General features: G+C 43.5%; 13 protein-coding genes. 5 read left to right on the forward strand and 8 right to left on the reverse strand.

What is annotated here, in order from left to right; translation table 11 throughout:
• Positions 1-223: 223 nt before the first annotated feature.
• From MURRU_RS12780 to MURRU_RS12800, 4 genes are all read right to left on the reverse strand, one after another.
• Entirely contained in the window at positions 224-2,005 is a 1,782-nt protein-coding gene (locus MURRU_RS12780; protein ID WP_014033891.1) for a GmrSD restriction endonuclease domain-containing protein, read from the reverse strand.
• An 87-nt stretch (positions 2,006-2,092) separates the two neighbouring features.
• On the reverse strand, positions 2,093-3,628 hold the full coding sequence (locus MURRU_RS12785) for an IS1182 family transposase (protein WP_014033892.1): 1,536 nt from the start codon (positions 3,626-3,628) through the stop codon (positions 2,093-2,095).
• A 263-nt stretch (positions 3,629-3,891) separates the two neighbouring features.
• Positions 3,892-4,851 carry a hypothetical protein gene (locus MURRU_RS12790; RefSeq protein WP_014033893.1) on the reverse strand — a complete coding sequence of 320 codons (960 nt, stop codon included), beginning with the start codon at positions 4,849-4,851 and terminating at the stop codon, positions 3,892-3,894.
• A gap of 467 nt (positions 4,852-5,318) precedes the next feature.
• Positions 5,319-5,573 carry a helix-turn-helix domain-containing protein gene (locus MURRU_RS12800; RefSeq protein ID WP_014033894.1) on the reverse strand — a complete coding sequence of 85 codons (255 nt, stop codon included), beginning with the start codon at positions 5,571-5,573 and terminating at the stop codon, positions 5,319-5,321.
• 742 nt (positions 5,574-6,315) lie between these two features.
• Between MURRU_RS12800 and MURRU_RS12805 the strand changes: the two genes are divergently transcribed.
• The 3 genes from MURRU_RS12805 to MURRU_RS12815 all read left to right on the forward strand — a co-directional run bounded on the left by MURRU_RS12805 (position 6,316) and on the right by MURRU_RS12815 (position 13,187).
• Positions 6,316-9,345, forward strand: coding sequence for a SusC/RagA family TonB-linked outer membrane protein (locus MURRU_RS12805; protein WP_014033895.1), 3,030 nt, complete (start codon positions 6,316-6,318; stop codon positions 9,343-9,345).
• Between the two features lie 15 nt (positions 9,346-9,360).
• A complete protein-coding gene (locus MURRU_RS12810) occupies positions 9,361-10,797 on the forward strand; it encodes a RagB/SusD family nutrient uptake outer membrane protein (RefSeq protein ID WP_014033896.1) in 1,437 nt (478 codons plus the stop codon).
• Between the two features lie 80 nt (positions 10,798-10,877).
• Positions 10,878-13,187 (forward strand): zinc-dependent metalloprotease, encoded by a 2,310-nt coding sequence (locus tag MURRU_RS12815; RefSeq protein ID WP_014033897.1) that lies wholly within the window; start codon positions 10,878-10,880, stop codon positions 13,185-13,187.
• Positions 13,188-13,309: 122 nt separating this feature from the next.
• Here MURRU_RS12815 and MURRU_RS12820 read toward each other — a convergent pair whose 3' ends face one another.
• The 4 genes from MURRU_RS12820 to MURRU_RS12835 all read right to left on the reverse strand — a co-directional run bounded on the left by MURRU_RS12820 (position 13,310) and on the right by MURRU_RS12835 (position 15,494).
• Positions 13,310-13,558, reverse strand: coding sequence for a DUF6520 family protein (locus MURRU_RS12820; protein WP_014033898.1), 249 nt, complete (start codon positions 13,556-13,558; stop codon positions 13,310-13,312).
• Positions 13,559-13,628: 70 nt separating this feature from the next.
• Positions 13,629-14,066 carry a MauE/DoxX family redox-associated membrane protein gene (locus tag MURRU_RS12825; RefSeq protein ID WP_014033899.1) on the reverse strand — a complete coding sequence of 146 codons (438 nt, stop codon included), beginning with the start codon at positions 14,064-14,066 and terminating at the stop codon, positions 13,629-13,631.
• Positions 14,067-14,162: 96 nt separating this feature from the next.
• On the reverse strand, positions 14,163-15,089 hold the full coding sequence (locus MURRU_RS17435; RefSeq protein ID WP_014033900.1) for a helix-turn-helix domain-containing protein: 927 nt from the start codon (positions 15,087-15,089) through the stop codon (positions 14,163-14,165).
• A gap of 18 nt (positions 15,090-15,107) precedes the next feature.
• Positions 15,108-15,494: a DUF7793 family protein gene (locus MURRU_RS12835; protein WP_014033901.1), complete on the reverse strand. Its 387-nt coding sequence runs from the start codon at positions 15,492-15,494 to the stop codon at positions 15,108-15,110.
• 198 nt (positions 15,495-15,692) lie between these two features.
• On the opposite strand from MURRU_RS12835, the gene MURRU_RS12840 reads away from it, so the two are divergent.
• Positions 15,693-18,098 (forward strand): aminotransferase class I/II-fold pyridoxal phosphate-dependent enzyme, encoded by a 2,406-nt coding sequence (locus MURRU_RS12840; RefSeq protein ID WP_014033902.1) that lies wholly within the window; start codon positions 15,693-15,695, stop codon positions 18,096-18,098.
• A 12-nt stretch (positions 18,099-18,110) separates the two neighbouring features.
• Positions 18,111-18,950: an RteC domain-containing protein gene (locus MURRU_RS12845; RefSeq protein WP_014033903.1), complete on the forward strand. Its 840-nt coding sequence runs from the start codon at positions 18,111-18,113 to the stop codon at positions 18,948-18,950.
• Positions 18,951-19,208: the final 258 nt, after the last annotated feature.

Consider the following 19,208-nt stretch of genomic DNA (forward strand, 5'->3'; position numbering starts at 1 on the left):
TCCATTCTGGTTTTTTTCAGATGGCAGTGAATTAAACTGACTTGGTGCGGCACCAGCCACATTTTTCGGGGAGGGTTTCAGGTTGGGTGAAAAATATGCAGTGATTAAGGATGGGTTTGCATGCTTTTACTCAATTACCACTGGCTTTTTTTTATTCCGCAAATGCAAATTTTTCAATGTGATAGTTTTCATAAAGTAAGAAACTAGCATTGTTAGCCTTTCGTTATTCTTTTTCCGCTAATACACTTTCTCTCGTATCAATAACCTCAAATTTAATTCCGTTCAATTTTGATTTTAACTGTTCGATTATCAAATCAATTCTTTGCTCTATGAATATGTCCAAAGCATTTTCAGGCATTTCGGGTAAACTTGACCATTCCAATACTTGTTCAGGGATTAAATGTGATTTAATAGCTGTCGGGAAGTCAGGATTTTTATCATAGTCGCAGATATAATCTAAAGGATTTTTATTGCTAATTTCTAAATTTGTTATTTGTGTCAAATAAGCAATATTCATTAGAGAATTATTGTCGATAGTATTAGAGCCTGGGTTTTTTGCAATGTAGTCTGTTGGGAAAATGTGGTGTAAATTTGGTTTGTCAGTTGAGAAAAAGAAGTTTTCCGCAATTACATTTCTATCAGTAAATTTCCAATCTTTCGGTTGGTTAGTCGCAAAAAGTGCAAGGATTGCTCTTGAAGATACACCTTTTGAACTATATGAAGCTTTTCTCAAAGTGTCTCGGTCAATTAAGAAGCGTTCAAATTGATATTCTTCTTTATTTTTCTCCTTGTTTAGAAAAGTAATATGATTTTTAATATCGGTGGTATTGCTCAATAAGTCGTCTCTATGCAAACTATTAAACCAAAAGTATTTCTTTAGAAAATCGTAATCTGGATTGTTGTTTTGATAGAAGTAATTTGATATTGTAAGATAGAAATATCTGTATGGTATTAACTGTGGACCTTTTAGGTTCAATGTGTTCTCGAAAAAGTCGAATGTCTTTAAAATTGCCTTTTTAGAATCTGCCCAAATCGTTTCTATCTGTTCCGTTTTTATGTCGTTTAAATATCGAGGCGTAATGTTTGCAATTCCCGAATTTTCGATATTTTCCCTAATTAGAATTGATAGAATTTGCAGATAGTCAAAGTCACTTAATTGTAGAAATCTACTGTTGTTAATTTCTCGAAATCCGTCTATTAAATCTCTTAAATAAAATCCGCTGTCCGAATCTGATTTTGGTCTAAATGTTTTAGCTACAACTATATCAAAAATATCTAACGGTTTTCCTGCTTGATTTATACGCTCAAATATTTGACAAACTTCTGAAACTTGAATGCCTTTTAATTCAATGAATGAAAGTCTGTAATTATCAAGAACTTGTTTTATACGACCGAGTTCCTCAATATATTGGTGATCAAAATTCAGGTCAATTTCTGGATGTTTGATAACCGTTTTTTGAATATCGTTGTACTTTTCTTTAATATCGATTAGCTTTAAAATCAGTCCTTCGTCAAACTTTTTTTTCTTGCTAATGTTCCTTTTAAAAGTTCCGTTCTTGTCGTCAATTTCATCCCAATAAAGAAATCGTTTTTTGTAGCTTTCGTCATCTGTATCGTCTGAACTCTCAACTGTAATATCTACAAAAAGTGCTGGGTCTAAATCTTCTCTGCCCTCAATTTTTCCACCATAAAGTGAAGTCAGTAGGGAAGTGGTTCTTTGCTGTCCGTCTAATAAATATTGATATTCAGTTCGGTTGAAATTGTCATTAACGATTTTATGTCCGCCAATTTCTCTGTGATTTTGAAGCTTTAAATCAGTTTTCCAAACGAGAATACTGCCTAATGGATAGAATTTATAAATACTGTCCCAAAGTTTTTTTACATTTTCCTTTTCCCAAACTACGTCTCTTTGGAATGTTGGAATTTGATAATCTTGATTTTTCAGTTCGTCAAGGTAAGTTGTTATTCCTTTGTCTGTTGGTTTTATTCTATCTGTAAAGTTCATTCAGTTTCTCGTTTTTTTTAATGAAGGCTAACGGCAGTCTGTCTCAAAACCACCTTTGATTTTGAATAAATTTACACAATTTGTGATTTAGGGGGTGTTTGGCCGTAAGAAGGTTGGATTTTCACAAATGTGGACATATTGTGCCAAGAACGCGTTTTCCAGCCTTTTAAGGTTGATCAGGAGCATTTTTAGGGCACAGATTGGCTGTTTCATGTTTCTTTTGGCCTCCCATCCCAATTTCATCAGTCTTTTGAGGTTGTACGCCAATGCAATGAGCCCAAAGTCGGCACTGGCCGCGGGCATTCCCTTTTTGGTTATGATGTGGTCAAAGCCCCATTGCCTTTTTATGGTACCGAAGGGATGTTCGACCAGGGCCTGTCGTTTTTTGTAAATATCGGGTTGCGCCGTTACCCTGCGGGCGTTGCGTTCGATGAATCCGGTGAACTCACTGCGTTGCAGGATCTTGCCGTTTTGCTTTGCCGATGTGCATAGGCTTCGGACCGGGCAATGTCTGCATGCCTTTGTCCTGTATTGCTTGAACCGGTAGTTGCGTGCCCTGTACCAGTTCCCGTTGCTGGTAAGCCCGTGGCCCTGTGGGCAGCGATAGCTGTCCCGTTGCGGGTCGTAGTCGAAATGTTCGGCGTTGTATGCCGGGTCCGGTGCTTGGCTGGCACGACCGATACCGGGCACGGCCACCAGGGTGTCGATCCCAAGGTCGCTGGCCATCTTGAACTCGCTCCCAGTATGGTACCCCTTGTCATATAGTGCGTTAAAGGCGTTGGTCCCCAAAATGGCCTTTGCCCTTCTGAGCATACCGCCCATGGCCTTTTTGTCGTTTTGGTTGGTGATCTTGTAATCGATCAGTAGCTTATGTTCGGCATCCACCGTTGTCTGTGCGGTATAACAGACCTCCGTTATGGTGCCCCGCACGATCTGGTGGCGGCTATCGGGGTCACTGGTGGAGATCTGTGGGTTTTCGGTGGAGGTATCGGCCCGCAGTTCCTTTTGGATGCGGACATACCTCTCCCGTTGTAGTTCCCTGTTCTTTGCCAACTGACGGATTTCCTCTTTCCCGTCACCGTCCGCCTTGGCCAGTTCCCGTTGGTGTTCCCCGAGTTTTTTATCGATGTACTCCAGGTGGCGTGCGACCTTCTTCAGGTTGAAGTTGTTCTTTTTGCTGTTCTGTGCCCTGAGTTTGGTGGAATCCCCTGCTATCAGTACCGCCCCTATCAGCTCGTGGTTCTTTGCAATGGACACCGTGGCACGGAACACCCGCTTTATGGCCTTTGGATTGTCCTTCCTGAAACGGGCGATGGTGTTATGGTCTGGCCTTAGGTTGCCGAGCAGCCACATCAGCTCGATGTTACGGGAACACTCCAGCTCCAACTGTCGGGAAGAACGTATCCGGTTCAAATATCCATAGATGTAAAGTTTTAACAGATCTGCGGGATCGTAAGGTGGGCGTCCTTGCGATGCCATGGACCCAAAACCTAAGGAATGTAGATCCAGACCGTCCACAAAACGGTCAATGGTGCGTACCGAATTTTCCTCGGCGATCATATCGTCCAGGCAAGTGGTGTAGAGGGCAAGCTGGGTTCGGGATTGTTTCTGTTGATACTCCATACTTAAAGATAAAGAATATCAAACCTTACAAGGTAAAGCTATCTTTAAGTTTTGAGACAGTCTGACGTCTCCGTATATGAAAAGTAGCGCTGAAAATAGGCGATTACTTTTCGGATAAAACACAAGCCGAATTTTTAAATTTTACTATTTATCTTTATTATTGGGAATCGTCAAATTTAAAAATTTGGCGACTTTCCAAAAAAGCCCAAACCTTAGTGTTAGCAAGGTTTTGCGCTATTTTTTATATACATTGTTGCCATTAGTTATTTTTTCGTCAGTTCTTTTTCAGTTATTTCAATCTCTTGAATTGTTCCTGACTTACTTGCTGTTTCGTTATTGGCTGAATTTATGACTACGAAGTAAAAAATCTTATTATTAAACTGAATTGATGGCGGGAAAATATTACTGTTATCTGTAAAATTAAAATTCAATTCGGCTTTATCCATATTGAAAATTACTAAGTATCCAACATCTTTATTGTAGTCATTAGCATATTTTACTATTTGATTAAATCCATCTTTAATTCGCTCCTTTCCATAGCTCTTGCTTCTGTCAAAAATTTTTATTTCTACAACTAATGGGTCATCAGTTTCAATTTCTCCAATTATATCGGCTCTGCCTGAAGCGGAAGTCGGTGTGGAAAATGGATAATCAATTCCTTGGTCAAAAAGGAATAATCTCAAATCATCTTCAAGAATCTGTTCGTAGCTTTTGTCAGCCGTTTTATATTTTTCAAACAGTTCCTTTTTAGTAAACCATTCTGTTCGCCTTTTATATTTTTCTAATAAGTAGATTGTTGAATTAGATTTGTCAAGTTTATCGTGTAAGTAGTAGATTATTGGCGAAATATAATCTTCAACAATTTTAGTTTTTGTGTCATTAAAGTCTCTACGTGAAAAAATGGTAAGATTGTGTAGATTATGATTTCCAGATTTTGCAATAATATACTTTATAAATTGATAACAATAAGCCGTTTGATGAATCTCAGATTCAAATTCCATATCAAGACCTCTTCTTTCTCGTTCGGTTTGTTTGTCAAAATCCTCATCAGAATAAGGATGCTTATTTATTGTTTCTTGTACAAGACCTTTTATCTGTAAATTGTTGTCAAGGTTATTGAGTAAATATTTGAGCTGATTACCAAATTGAGCATATGGTGCTCTGTATAATCTATTTTTCCATTCTTGTAAATCTGTTCTTAAGTTATGGTTTGAATAATTCATTTTCCGAAATTCTTTAATGTGTTTTCAAGTTCCTTTAAAGCATTATTCATACTATCAATTCCTGTATGAACAGAAGCTTCGCTATCGGAAAGTTTTATTTGAATTTTGCAATTATGACAATAGATGGTTTTTTCTGTCTTTGCATCGATTAGCTGTATCTCGTCCTGATATCCACATTTCGGACATTCCATATCAACCCATAAATTGTCAAAGTCTATCATTTTGCTGGATGAGTCATAATTAATGGTAACTCGTTTATATCCCCAACTTTCTTCGACATATACCACCAAATAGGTTGGCTACGCCCAAACTTTTACATTTCAATGCAAAGCATAGCTTCCTTGGCGTTCAATAAAGCTTTGGGGGGAGATGACGTTAAATGTAAGAATTTTCTAAGACAAGTAAATGTGGAATTCTGTAAGGAAATTAAAAAAAAGAGAAAATCGATAAGTTGAAGGAAGCCAGAATTATTGATTTTTAAATGAGTCTGAAGCAAAAAAATCTTTTAGGTTTATGTTTATCATTCTGCAAAATCTATTGATTGTGTGTATTGAAACTCCTCGGTCATCATTAACACTTTCCCATCGATTTAAAGTTTGCCTTTCCAAATCATTATTTTCTGCAAACCTTTTTTGATTAGGGTCAACCTTTATGCGCAATTCCTTTATTCTACGCGCAATCTTATTGTTCAATGCAATATCCTCTGGTTTTAGCTTACCCATATTGCAATTTTCATTTAATTGTAAAAAAACATGTAGGCCATTTGGATTACATTTTTATATTTCGTTATATTTGGAACTGAATACATACATTTGCGATTCTTCGTTTAGAACATATTTGAAGCTTTCGCTTAGAGTCCTTAAATAGAAAACTGGTAATTTTTGCAACAGGACAATAAGCAGATTGCTCACGACCCGGGCGTGGGCTCTCTTATCGTTGCACGGTATCACCAGTACCTCTATTTAGATAAGTTGAGTTCCGCGCCTTTTTTTGGTGCAATGGTACATTGCAACTTTCTTCTTAGCGTTTGGTTTCTTTGGTCCTTTCGGGGCATCGCCCAACCAATGGGTTATGGGAAACATTTGGCAATTTTTTTATGTAGGGTTCACTCCGTGTTGTTGTCCTGTTTTTGGGGCATCATATTCGGTGTTCGATATTCTGTTTAAAAAGAAGCCAAAGAACCCCGTATAATCCCAAGGCTAGGGTTGTGGGATACACGTTACACTATTTTCCGGTTCACGATATCCTTTAGTCCCACAATCAACACACACACTTTTAGGGCAACCGGCCCAATCACGAAACCATGGTCTTTTTGGTTTAGGAATCCTATTTCCAAGTGCTTTTGCTTCTTGGACAGGATGGCCTTTATCCGAACCTTGATGTCCTTCTGGAAGTTACGGCTTTCCCGTGACTTTTTGGGCAGTGTGGAGAATAACTAACGCTTTAATTAAAAGAACTCAATTTATGCAACCAATAACAATACGCATGCGCAGTGCATCCCTGTTCGTGCTCCTTTATATCTTTTTAATGCCCTTTTGTGCCTTTTATATGCAGGCGGGCTTCTTGGAACCACCGCAGGCCACCGTTTCCGGCACCGTGACAGATACTTCGGGAGAGCCCCTGGCCGGGGTGAACCTTGTGGTGGAATCCAAGAACAGCGGAACCATGTCCGATTTGGACGGTTCCTTTTCTATTCAAGCTGATGGTGACGATGTACTGATCTTTTCCATGGTGGGTTTCAAGACCCTTTCCGTGCCCATTGGGGGTAGGGAAGAGGTCTTTGTTTCCTTGGAAGAGGATGTAACCCAGTTGGGGGAAGTGGTGCTCAATGCGGGCTATTATACCGTTTCCGAGAAGGAACGCACCGGGAACATTGCCACGGTAAAGGCTTCAGTAATCGATAAACAGCCCGTGGGCAATCCCTTGGCGGCCATGCAGGGCCAAATGTCCGGGGTCAATATCGTCCAGACTACCGGGGTGCCCGGGGGCGGCTTTTCCGTGGAGGTCCGTGGCCGGAACTTCCTTAACGGAGTTACCGACCCACTTTACATTGTGGACGGAGTGCCCTTTGGGTCCCAATCCATGGGTGATTTTCAAATCTCAGGCCAAATCGTGGGCGGGAATATCAGTCCACTCAATGCCATCAACCCCAACGACATCGAGAGCATTGAAGTGCTCAAGGATGCGGATGCCACTGCCATCTATGGTTCCCGGGGAGCGAATGGGGTCGTACTGATCACCACTAAAAAGGGAAGGGCCGGCAAAACACGATTCGATGCCCGTCTGAGCACCACCATGGGAGAGGTTTCCCATTTTTTGGACTTATTGAATACCCAACAATATTTGGAAATCCGTCGGGAAGGGATTGAAAACGACGGTTATGGGCCTTTATTGGAAGGTTCCGCCTTCGATGCTTTCTGGCCCGATGTCAAACTCTGGGACAATAGTCGCTATACCGATTGGCAAAAGGAACTCATAGGGGGTACGGCCTATCGGTACAATGCCCAGCTTTCGGTTTCAGGTGGGAGTGAAAGGACGCAGTTTCTGATCAGTGGTGCCTACCAAAAGGAGACCACGGTGTTTCCTGGGGATTCCAATTATCAAAGGGCCAATATCCATAGCAATGTGAGCCACCGATCCAATGATGGTCGTCTCAAGCTTGACCTTTCCACCAGCTATGCCCATGAGGACAACCTCATGCCCAGAACGGACTTTACCGCAAAGGCCTATACGCTTGAACCCAATGCCCCTGCACTTTATGATGATGAGGGCAACCTCAATTGGGAGAACAATACATGGGAAAACCCCTTGGCTTCTTTGGAAGAACGTTTTCAATCCAAGTCCAAGACCCTAATCTCCAATGCCATGGTCTCTTATGCCATACGGCCAAATTTTGAACTACGTTCCAGTATGGGCTTTACCAATTACCGCTTGGATACCTACCGGGCCATGCCAAGTTCGGCCAGAAACCCTGGGTTCGGCCTAACGCCACAGAGCTATTCCAACCTGACCACCAATGCCTCCCAAAGGCAGTCTTGGATTGTGGAGCCCCAACTGCATTGGAACAAGCATTGGAACAAAGTTTTTATGGATGTGCTCATCGGAACGACTTTTCAAAAGGAGAGCACCGAACGGTTGATATTGAGAGGGTCCGGTTTTCCCAGCAATGAACTACTGCTCAATATGGCAGCTGCACAAGAAATAGATGCCATTTCCAATACTGATAGCGAGTACAGTTATAATGCAGTCTTCGGCCGGGTCAATCTTAAACTAATGGACCGCTATATTCTGAACTTGACCGGTCGTAGGGACGGATCTTCCCGATTCGGGCCAGGAAAGCAATTCGGGAACTTTGGGGCCATTGGTATTGCCTGGATCTTTTCCAAAGAGGCCCTTTTCGGCGAAGATTCCGTATTGAGCTTTGGCAAGCTGCGAGCCAGTTATGGGACAACAGGAAGTGACAATATCGGGGACTATCGCTATTTGGATACCTATACGGTCACAGGAAACAACTATGATGGGGTCACCATTGTTGAACCTACCGGTATTTTCAATCCCGAGTTCGGATGGGAAGAGAACCAAAAACTGGAGGCAGCAATGGAACTTGGATTCTTCAAAGATCGATTATTGCTCAATGCCTCCTGGTACCGAAATCGTTCATCCAACCAACTGGTCGGGATACCCTTGGCAGCTACCACCGGTTTTTCACAGTTGACCGGGAATTTTGATGCGATTGTGGAAAACTCCGGGGTGGAAGTGGACCTGCGAAGTGTCAACTTCGATTCAGGGAAATTCAAATGGTCCACGAACCTTAACTTGACCATCCCCAAAAACAAACTGGTCGCTTTCGACGGATTGGAGACCTCCACCTTTGCCAACCGTTATGTCATTGGGAAACCCTTGACCATCTTGAAACTCTACCATGCCCTAGGAGTAGATTCTGAAACCGGGCTCTACCGCTTTGAAGATTATGACGGGGACGGAAATTACAGCAGCATTGGGGACCGGCAATGGATCGAGGACCTCAACCCTAAATGGTATGGCGGTCTGGGCAATTCACTTAGTTATGGGAAACTATCATTTGAATTCTTTTTCCAATTCAAAAAGCAAAAGGCCTACAATACCCTGCGCTTTGATGCGACCCCTGGGTTCAAAAGAAATACCTCGGTCGAATTGTACGATAGGTGGCAACAGGCAGGGGACGACAGCCCCTTTCAAAGGGCTTCCGCCGGCCTAGTGGGTGGACAAGATCTTGGGGAACTCCAAAAGGAGAGCAGTGCCGCTGTTTCGGATGCATCCTTTCTCCGTTTGCGAAGCGTTTCCCTGAATTATAAGATACCCTTTTCGCATCAGGGAACCGAAGTGAATGTGTATCTGCAAGGGCAGAACCTCTGGACCCTTACCAATTACAAGGGGCCAGACCCAGAACAGCCCACCAATAGCCGTTTGCCCCCATTGCGCCAGATTACCCTCGGATTACAAGTCAGTTTTTAACAAAAAAAAATAAACATGAAATATTTGAACAACATAAATATTGGGCAGTCGCCCCTACTTCGAGCATTACTTGGAATGAACCGATTGCTCCAACGCACCCTCCTTATGGTCATCAGTATGATGTGGTTGGGATGTTCCGATTTTGTGGAGGTCGATCCCCCAAAGAACAACTTGGTTTCAGAGACTGTTTTCAAAGATCCAGCCACAGTGGAATCTGCCTTGGCCAACCTCTATTACGGGATGAGGGAACAAGGGATGGTGTCGGGCTCCTTCGGCCTGACAACGGCCTTGGGCATCTATGCCGATGAATTGGACTATTACGAATTCAATGCAGACCAGATGCAAATGTACAACCACAATGTTATGGCCGACAACAATCTCCTGTTGGGGTGGTGGAAACAGGCATACCATCTGATTTATGCCGCCAATGATATTATCAGGGGAGTTGAAAGTTCCAAGGACCTAAATATGGATGAAAAGAAAGCCTTTCAGGGGCAGGCCCTTTTTGTGCGTGCCTATTTGCACAGTCTGTTGGTCTCTCTTTTTGGGGATGTACCCTATATCACCGAAACGGATTATTTGACAAACAACAAGGTGGCCCGTTTGACTCAGGAAGAAGTCTATGATCGCATCATAGAGGACCTTAACGAGGCCATGGCACTATTGGAGGGAATAGGTTCGATTTCCGAAGAACGGGTATGGCCGGACAGTGATGTGGTCAAAGCCCTATTGGCACGAATATACCTCTATACCGAAAACTGGGGAATGGCAGCAGCAACAGCTACCGATCTTATCAATGATTTTCCCTTGGAGGCCGAACTGGACCATGTGTTCTTAAAGGATTCCCCAGAAACGATTTGGCAACTCAAGGCAGATGATGATTTTCCAAGGAACACGCGGGAGGCCGGACAGTTGATCATCCAGACAGTTCCGGGCCAGACCTACGCACTGACCGATGAACTCTTGGCATCCTTTGAACCTGGAGACCTTCGCTCGGACCATTGGATCGGAAGTGCAACGGATGCCGAAAATGGGACTACCCTGTACTTTGCCCACAAGTACAAGGCCGGTATCAATGAAACGGAATCCCTTGAATATTCCATTCTTTTTCGATCTGCCGAGCAGCATCTGATCAGAGCGGAGTCCCGGGCACACATGGGGAATCTGGTCGGGGCACAAAACGATCTTAATGCAATACGCAACCGTGCTGGGCTAAGCAACACCATGGCCAATACCATGGACGGTGTTTTGGAAGCCATTCTTCAGGAAAGAAAGATGGAACTGTTTACTGAACAAGGCCATCGATGGTTCGACCTAAAACGTACTGGAAATGCAGGGAACGAATTGAACGGGATAAAAACGAATTGGCAGGAAAACCATGTATTGCTCCCCGTTCCTGAGGACGAATTGGAGATTAACCCCAATTTATTGCCACAGAACCCTGGGTATTAACTCCATACAATCATGACCGGAAGCTCATGGGATATGGGCATCCGGTCCATTGAATATTTCATTAAAATCAATTGAAGGTTATGAAAAGTATTGTTCTTTTATGTCTTATTTTTCTGGTTCTCACCAGTCATGCCAATGACTCCCCAAAAAAGAGTGTACAACAGCATACCGTGGTTGCAACCTCTGGTAATCAATCTTTTTTGAGCTCCTTTATTAAAGGGGGTCAGCTCTATCTGGACATTCCAGATCATCTATTGGACAAATCCATATTGTTTACTTGTTACGGGCGTATGAGGCGTAGTTACATGCAGGTGGCCTGGTCAAAACACTATGGTAAGATTGTATTAAAGCGTCAGGCGATCAGCTCGACCTCTGGCATTATCTTGCCCCCAAGTAATGGCCTTGTTCAAATGGACAATATCCTCGCCATATTTCCCATTGAGACAGCAGATGATACGCCCGGTCATCACCGGGTCAATATCACGGACTTTATTTTAAGGCAGGATATCGAATGGCCCCAAAAGATGGGGGTTTCCTTGCAAAATACGGTTCCGAAATTATCCCTGTTGCTTGGAGCAAAGGACATGGATAACGAAGTACTGATCAAAACCCAAAGGGGTATGATAAAAAACAAATCCAAGGTTTCCGTTCCCATATTCTTCGGCTTCGGTGCCCTGGGACCGCCTATGGAGTCAAGAAGTTTCGACTTTCGCATGGGCTTCTATGCCGATGAAAAGATGGAGGTCAGATTTGGCTTGAAGAACGGAGCGGCCAATATTGCCCGATGGCGTTTGGAAAAGAAATATCCAGATCAGGAAATCAGTGTTCCGATAAAGCCCATCACCTTTTTAATCTCCCCCGAAGTGCCCAAGAAATGGCGGCCCTATCTCAAGGCGGGTATCGAGGAGTGGTTACCGGCATTCGAATCGGCAGGTTTCAAGGACGCTCTTGTGGTCAAGGAAGTGGACAGTCTGGATCAATGGCAGGCCCATAGCATCCATTCCAATGTGGTGTACTGGAACCAAAGGAAATATTTTAGGGGTTCGGAATATGAGGACTATGGAGGTACCCTGGGCCATATCATCGATCTAAGGACCGGGGAGATCCTACGGGGCGATATCTTTATGGGGGCTTCGGAACGTACTGTTTGTGAAAAATACTTTGTAAGGGCGGCTCCCCTGGACAAAAGAGCGCAGCGGTTTCCCTTTCCCGATGCACTGACCGGGAGATTGTTCCAGGTCATAGCAGCCCATGAAGCTGGACATGTGTTCGGCATCATGGATGCCAATTTTGGGGAATACCATTACCCTTGGAACAAAATGAACGATAGCCTATGGCTGCGAATCATGGGCCATACACCTAGTATCATGAACTATACAAGGACCAACAATATTCCCCAGCCGGAGGACAGCGTTCCCCCAACCCTCTTGCTCCAAAAGGTTGGGCCCACGGATAGGTACAACATCCAATGGGCGTATACGGAATTTCCAGCGGACATGTCCGCAGAAGATAAAAGGGATGCTTTGGAACGTATGGTCCGATGGCAGGATTCCGTTCCTTGGTATAGGTTCAACATCAACCAAATGGAAGTGGTCGGACCCAATGCATCGGATGAAGTGGTGGAGACCAATGATCCCGTAAAAAGTACCAAACTGGCCCTTAAAAATGTGAAACGTGTCATAGGCCTAATACCCGAAGTTTCTTCTGGTCAAAACGAAGATGGGCGTATGGAACGGCTATATGATAAATCCATTCAGCTTTGGAACAACCATATGCTACATGTCTTGACCCTTGTCGGGGGGTACGACATACATTATAAAGCCTTGGGCCAACCTGGCGACCAGTTTATTCCCATACCATGGGAAGACCAAATGGAAGCTCTTGATTTCCTGCTGGAGAACGCCTTGGAGGCTCCAGAATGGTTGACCGAACCGCCTTTCTTGGAAAGGACCGGATACTCCACCTTCCCCGACCATGTTATGCACTATCAACAGAAATTGGTTTTGGACATGCTTACGGCACGAAGAATTAAACGTATGGAAAACCTGGAAAAAATACCGGATCAAGAAGGTCTGGTCAATGCTTACATAGAAAGGTTACAAGATGGATTGTTCAAAGAGTTGAAGGAGGATTTTGGTCATGTTGACCGAAGGAGACAGGAAGTTCAAATGACTTATATCGACTATTTGGGAATGGTCTTCAAGCAGAAAGAAACGGTTATGGATATCCAGTCCCGGTTCTTTGTACATTCCGATTACTCCAAGGGAATCATGATGCAGCACCTTTTGGATTTGAAAAAGGAAATAGAAAACAGACTCAAAAGAAACAAGGAATCAGCGACTTCTGCCTATTGGCAATTATGTCTCAAAAAAGTCAATTCAGTTTTGTAGGGGTTTTCAAATTTTCGTGGGTAAGACCAAAGGTCTTTTCAACCATGGAGATGTTTGAATTAGTGAAAAAGGTGCCTTTGAACAAGGCACCTTTTGTTTGGATTGGAATGGAAACCCTGATTTTAAGGTTTGCTCAATTCCGTGCTATCAAATCGAGGAGCAGAATACAATTGCTGTCCCAAATGCAGACAGGCATTACTTCCTCCATCATAGCAGGCATCCTCCACTGTGGTTTGTTCCCAGTTTTCGGTCCCCGGGATGTTGTAATAGGCATCCATTACCACAACTTTATCTTCAGTGGCAAATGCCAGGCCGACCGCCAACAAAATGGCGAAGGCCGGTAAAACGATTTTTAAAAGATTATTTTTCATCGTAATATGTTTTAATTGTTTTGCCTACTCTTTTCTAGGTTTTCGGCTTCCCCTGTCCCTACGTAGTATTTTAATGTGTTTGCACGTTATATTGTTTTTTGGACCAAAGCATTCCCAAAAAGGCAAGGACCATAAAAGTGATGTTCAATAGTATGTGATCCTTCCATCCCAATGCTGAAATGACCCCACCGCAAGAGCATGGGATGGAATGACTGTACTTAAGAACAATTGTGATATAGGTGGTGAACAGTCCCAAAAGGATAAAACTGGCATAAAATGCTATGATTTGATATCTACGAAACCACAATAGTCCAGCAATAATCAATTCCAGAAAGGGTACGGCCCATGAGAGCAAAGAGGCATAGGGAGCTATGTAGGGCATCCGCTCCAGGCGGAATTCAAAGCTATCCAAATGGATCATTTTGCTCACCGCTGTATACACAAATAAAAGGGTCAGTAAAAGGCTGAACAGGGTAACAAGCTTGGAGTGGATTCCTTTGTTTGACATATCCTTTGATTTGATATGACAAAGTTCGGGAGTTTGGTTTATCCCTTAGGGAGCAATTGTTATCCGAAACGGATTAAATTGATGTTTTTGAAGCTGTTACGACCGTAACTCGCTTGGGGAACGCCCATATTTATCCTTGAATGCCCTTGAAAAATGGGTCTTGCTCTTAAAGCCTGTCATTTGAACAATTTGCTTTATAGTATGCGTACTGTGCAGGATAAGGGTCCTAGCCATTCTAAGACGTTCCTGAATCAAAAACCGAAAAATGGTCGTGCCGTACACTTGTTTGAACCCATATTTCAACTTGTACTCATTGGTGCCCTCTTGATGCGCCAACTCCTTTAAGGAGGGAAGGTCCTTGTCCAGATTGTTGATGATCGCGTCATGGACACCACGGATGATCTGGATATCTTTTGGGGTCAAGGTGACCTTGTGTTCCTTGGTGCCCTTGGTCACTTTAAGTGTCTTTTTGGGAAGTCCCGTTTCAAAAGGTTCCCCTTTGGAAAAGAAAACCGTGTTCAATAGGATTTTTTGACCGCTCCCATCCAATGCCTGGTAGACCGATATTTGACAATCCTTGGCCAGCAAAAGACCATTTTTCGTAATGAATTCCAGGAACAATACCGTTTCAGATCGCTCTCTTTTCAGGTGTTTGGACAACTTTTTGGTCCATCTTTCCCGGGACTTTTCAGTCATGAATTCGGTGATATACGTTCCAATAAGGTCCTTGGGGAGATAGGATAATAGGGAGCAGGTTCCGTTGGTGACCAATTCAATTTGACCGTGACCATCCAAGATAAGAGACAGTTGGATGACACACTGTGGAGTATGGTGTGCGTTGGCAAAACCTTGGTGGATAAAGGCAGCCCTGATTTCTTCACTGACCATGTTCAGCAGGACCACCAGAGAGGCAATATTGTCATTCTTATCCGAAGGTTCAATGGAATAGAAGAAATTGCCCTTGGCCATTTCCAAGAGCATCTTTTGTATTCGTTTTACCCTAAAGTCATCACTGTTTGGCATCCTGTTTTATAGTATAGATCAGTTGACATCGGTTTCCTTAATGCCCAAATAGGCCAGTGCCTCCGCTTTTTTGGTAAAGGATCGTGTAGGTACCTTTTGGGCATGGGTATCCAGGTAAATGGAACTGATCATGTCTGTAACCGGTGGATCGATCAAAAAGGCCAATTTCTCGACCCAAAGGGAACCTTCCAAGGCCAAATAGTCCCGGGCCGCCTTATTGATGGTCCTCACATCCCGAATATCACAGAGCACCGGCATTTCCCTGCCTTCCTGCAAATGCATCCGATCCTGAACGATCAACTGCGCCGCCTTCAGGTCGATGAGGGGCACCTTTTTATAAATGATGTGTATCAGCTCATGGGTCAGGAGATAAATCGCATAGTTGTTTTCATGTGTTCTTTTCATTTTCTGAAAACTGGTTAGCTGGATGAATTTACAAAAATATTGTAATTGGATGAATAGAAATGGATATATCCCATTTTAAAAGGGCTATAGAGTTATCTAAAAAGGAGTATCTGTTATCTCAAAAGGATTATATCATTGTTTGATAATCGTTAATCTGACAATTGCCAGTACTTTTTAGCACAATTTAAACCAAACGATATGGCAAAGATCAAACACCACAATTTTTTGAACACCGTACACGAGGTGTTCACCGATGCCAAACAGGCCGGGGTCCTACATCTGTATGCCGGGGGGAAATCCTTTTCTGGGAGAACCATTGAAGTTGAAGGCAGGGAACTGTACCATTTCGGGACCACGGGTTATTTGGGCCTGGAGCAGGATGCCCGATTAAAAGAGGCCGCTAAGGAGGCCATTGATAAATATGGCACCCAATTCCCCCTCTCCAAATCCTATATTTCCAATCCATTGTACGAGGAACTGGAAGGTTCCATTTCCGAAATGTACGGGCATCCCATTGTCATTACCAAGAACAGTACACTGGGACATTTGGGTGTCATCCCCAGTGCCGTGGACGATGATGATGTGATTATCTTGGACCATCAGGTCCATTGGAGTGTACAGAATGCCGCCAAGATGCTAAAGACACGAAGTGTTCCCATCGAAATGATACGGCACAATAATTTGGAGATGTTGGAGGACAGGATCAAGAAGTACCAACATTCCAAAAGGCATATATGGTATATGGCCGATGGCATCTATTCCATGTATGGAGACTATGCCCCCGTTAAGGAATTGATGGCACTATCTGAAAAATATCCACAACTTCATTTTTATTTTGACGATGTGCACGGGATGAGCTGGACAGGCAGGAATGGTACGGGTTATGTATTGGACCAATTGGGAGATCTGCCCGAAAATGTGTTATTGTTCGGGACACTAAGCAAAACCTTCGGTGCCAGTGGTGCGGTGTTGGCCTGTTCCAATACCGAGATGTACGATAAGATCAAGACCTTTGGCGGCCCCTTGACCTTTTCGGCCCAATTGGAACCGGCTTCTGTGGCCGCTGCCATGGCCTCCGCACTGATTCACCTTTCTCCCGAAATCTATGACCTTCAACAAGAATTGCGGGAACGCATTGACTATTTCAATGCATGCCTATCCACGACCGAGTTACCATTGATAGACCAAAATGAATCCCCGGTATTTTACATTGGTACAGGAATGCCCAAGACCGGCTATAATTTTGTCAACCGATTGATGCGAGAAGGATTCTATGTCAATCTGGGCATTTTTCCTGCGGTACCGGTCAAAAACACCGGGGTACGAATTACTATTTCACGGCATAACGAAAAGGCCGAGATCAAGGGATTGGTGGAAGCCATGCAACATCATTTTCCATTGGCCTTGGAGGATACCCAAACGAATCCAGAAAGGGTCTTTCATGCCTTTAAATTGGAACCCAAGGTCAAAAGGGAACCGCAGCAGTCCACCGAACTGACCATCGAAATTTTGGATACCATCCATCAGGTCGATAAAGTAGCATGGAACCGATATATGGGTGGGCAAGGTGCATACGACTGGGATGGGTTGAAATTTTTGGAAGCTGCTTTTCAAGGAAATATCAAAAAGGAGCACAACTGGTTGTTCCGGTATGTGATCGTCAAGGATTCCAAGGGTATTCCCATTTTGATGACCTTTGTGACCCGTTCCCTGTGGAAGGATGACATGCTGGCCCAGGCGCAAATATCAGCTGCCATTGAACAAGAGCGGAAAGAAGATCCTTATCATTTGTCGTCCATGGTACTATCATTGGGTTGCTTGTTTACGGAAGGGGAGCACCTGTTTTGGGACAAATCCCATGAACTGAGCGGTTCTGCAAGGGATGGCTTGTTGGAACTCATGGAAAAAATGGAGCACCACTTAGGGGCAAAAATGACTGTGTTGCGGGACTATGGGGCAAATACAAATTGGAACGAAGCCCTGTATGGCCATGGGTTTTTACGGGTACAGATGCCCAACTCCTGTACTGTTGACCTGACAGGAATTGATTCGATGACTATGTATATCGAACAATTATCAGCTAGGAACCGAAGACATTTTCGGAAGGATATCCAACCATTTTTCGATTTGGTCCAATCCGAAATTATCCCCAAGGCGAATGCTTTCCAAATACAGGAGTTCAAACGTCTCTTTGGCGGGGTACAAAGGCGGAACCTGGGTCTCAATACCTTTTCCTTTCCCGACAAACTGTTTGAACGAATGAACGAAAATGACCTTTGGGAATTTATCGTTCTTACGCCAAAAGGGAAGCCCAAAACCATCCTCGGGGTGATGTTCTGCTATACCAATCAGGCAGTTGTCTATGTTCCTGCTTTTGTCGGCATGGACTATGACCTATTGGAAACCTTTTCCCCCTACCGCCAATTGCTGTACCGGACCATTGAACGGGCCATAGCACTTAAACTACCCAAAATTGATTTTGGGATGACCGCCTCCTTTGAAAAACGAAAACTGGGAGCGAAGGTCCATGAAAAATATGCATATCTCCAGACCAACGACAATTTCATCATGGAAATGATCGGGGTCATGGAAGGGCAGCACTAATGGGCAGTAATCATGAAGTACCAAAAGCTGCTATCGGAATTTGAAGGCCAATTGGATACCTTGGAAAGCGGGAACGGGGATGTGCTGTTCAAGGCAGAAAAGGGCATTGCAATTGTGGAGAAGTGTATCCGTAAACTGCAAAAGCAGATAACAGGGAAGAATTTTGCCACACAATCCGATGAGATTTACTTTTTCAAGCATGTAAAGCCCCAGATCTTTAGCAAGCTCATCTATTACGCCAGACTATTTAGTATCGAGAGTAAGCGTCCCCGGGGCAACAATGCTGCCCAGATCAAATACCTTCAGCACCAAATTGACAAGTTGCAGGCTTTCTTCAATGACAATTTGGAATTCTATAATTATTACCGTCGCGGCGCCATGTCCTTGGACGAACAATATTTTGTCCGTGGCAACCGTGACCTTAGACTGCCTTTGGAATCCTTCCATTTTCTGATCGATGATCAATTCTCGACCTGTCAAGATGGTACGGTGGCAACCATTATGGCCTATGACATGTTGATCGTATACCTGAGAAAGGAAGTGGACGATTTGAACAACACCCTTGAACCCCCAAAACCCATAACCATGGAAAAACCTTCAAAATTATTCTGGACAGGGAGCAAGACCGACCTTATCGAACTGTTATATGCGCTACATGCCAGTGAATCCATCAATGGCGGTACGGTCGATATCAAGGAAATGGCCTCCCATTTTGAACACTTTTACAATATCGACTTGGGGAATTACTACCACACCTTCATCGAGATCAGATCAAGAAAGACCAGTAAAACTAGGTTTTTGGACAAGCTCATTGAACTGCTTAATCAACGCATGGAATCCTTGGATGAATAAACAAGGATTTTTCCCAAGGTGGGTCCCACCTTGGGAATTTTGGTTTTGAGCCAGTTTCGGGCTATTTTTTTTATCCAACAAGGCAGTAGAATTGATTGCTATATGTCAAATCCCTTCATTTGTGACCATACTTTATGTTGCAAAAATCTTTCCCAAGGTGGGCCCCACCTTTGGAAGTTTTTCCAAAATCATTTTTGAGTTTTGTGGGTGAAAGTCAAATCAGTGAAAGGGCCATCAAATTGAATGAACCCAAGGCGA

Origin of the sequence: Allomuricauda ruestringensis DSM 13258 (assembly GCF_000224085.1) — a bacterium.
GTDB lineage: Bacteria > Bacteroidota > Bacteroidia > Flavobacteriales > Flavobacteriaceae > Flagellimonas > Flagellimonas ruestringensis.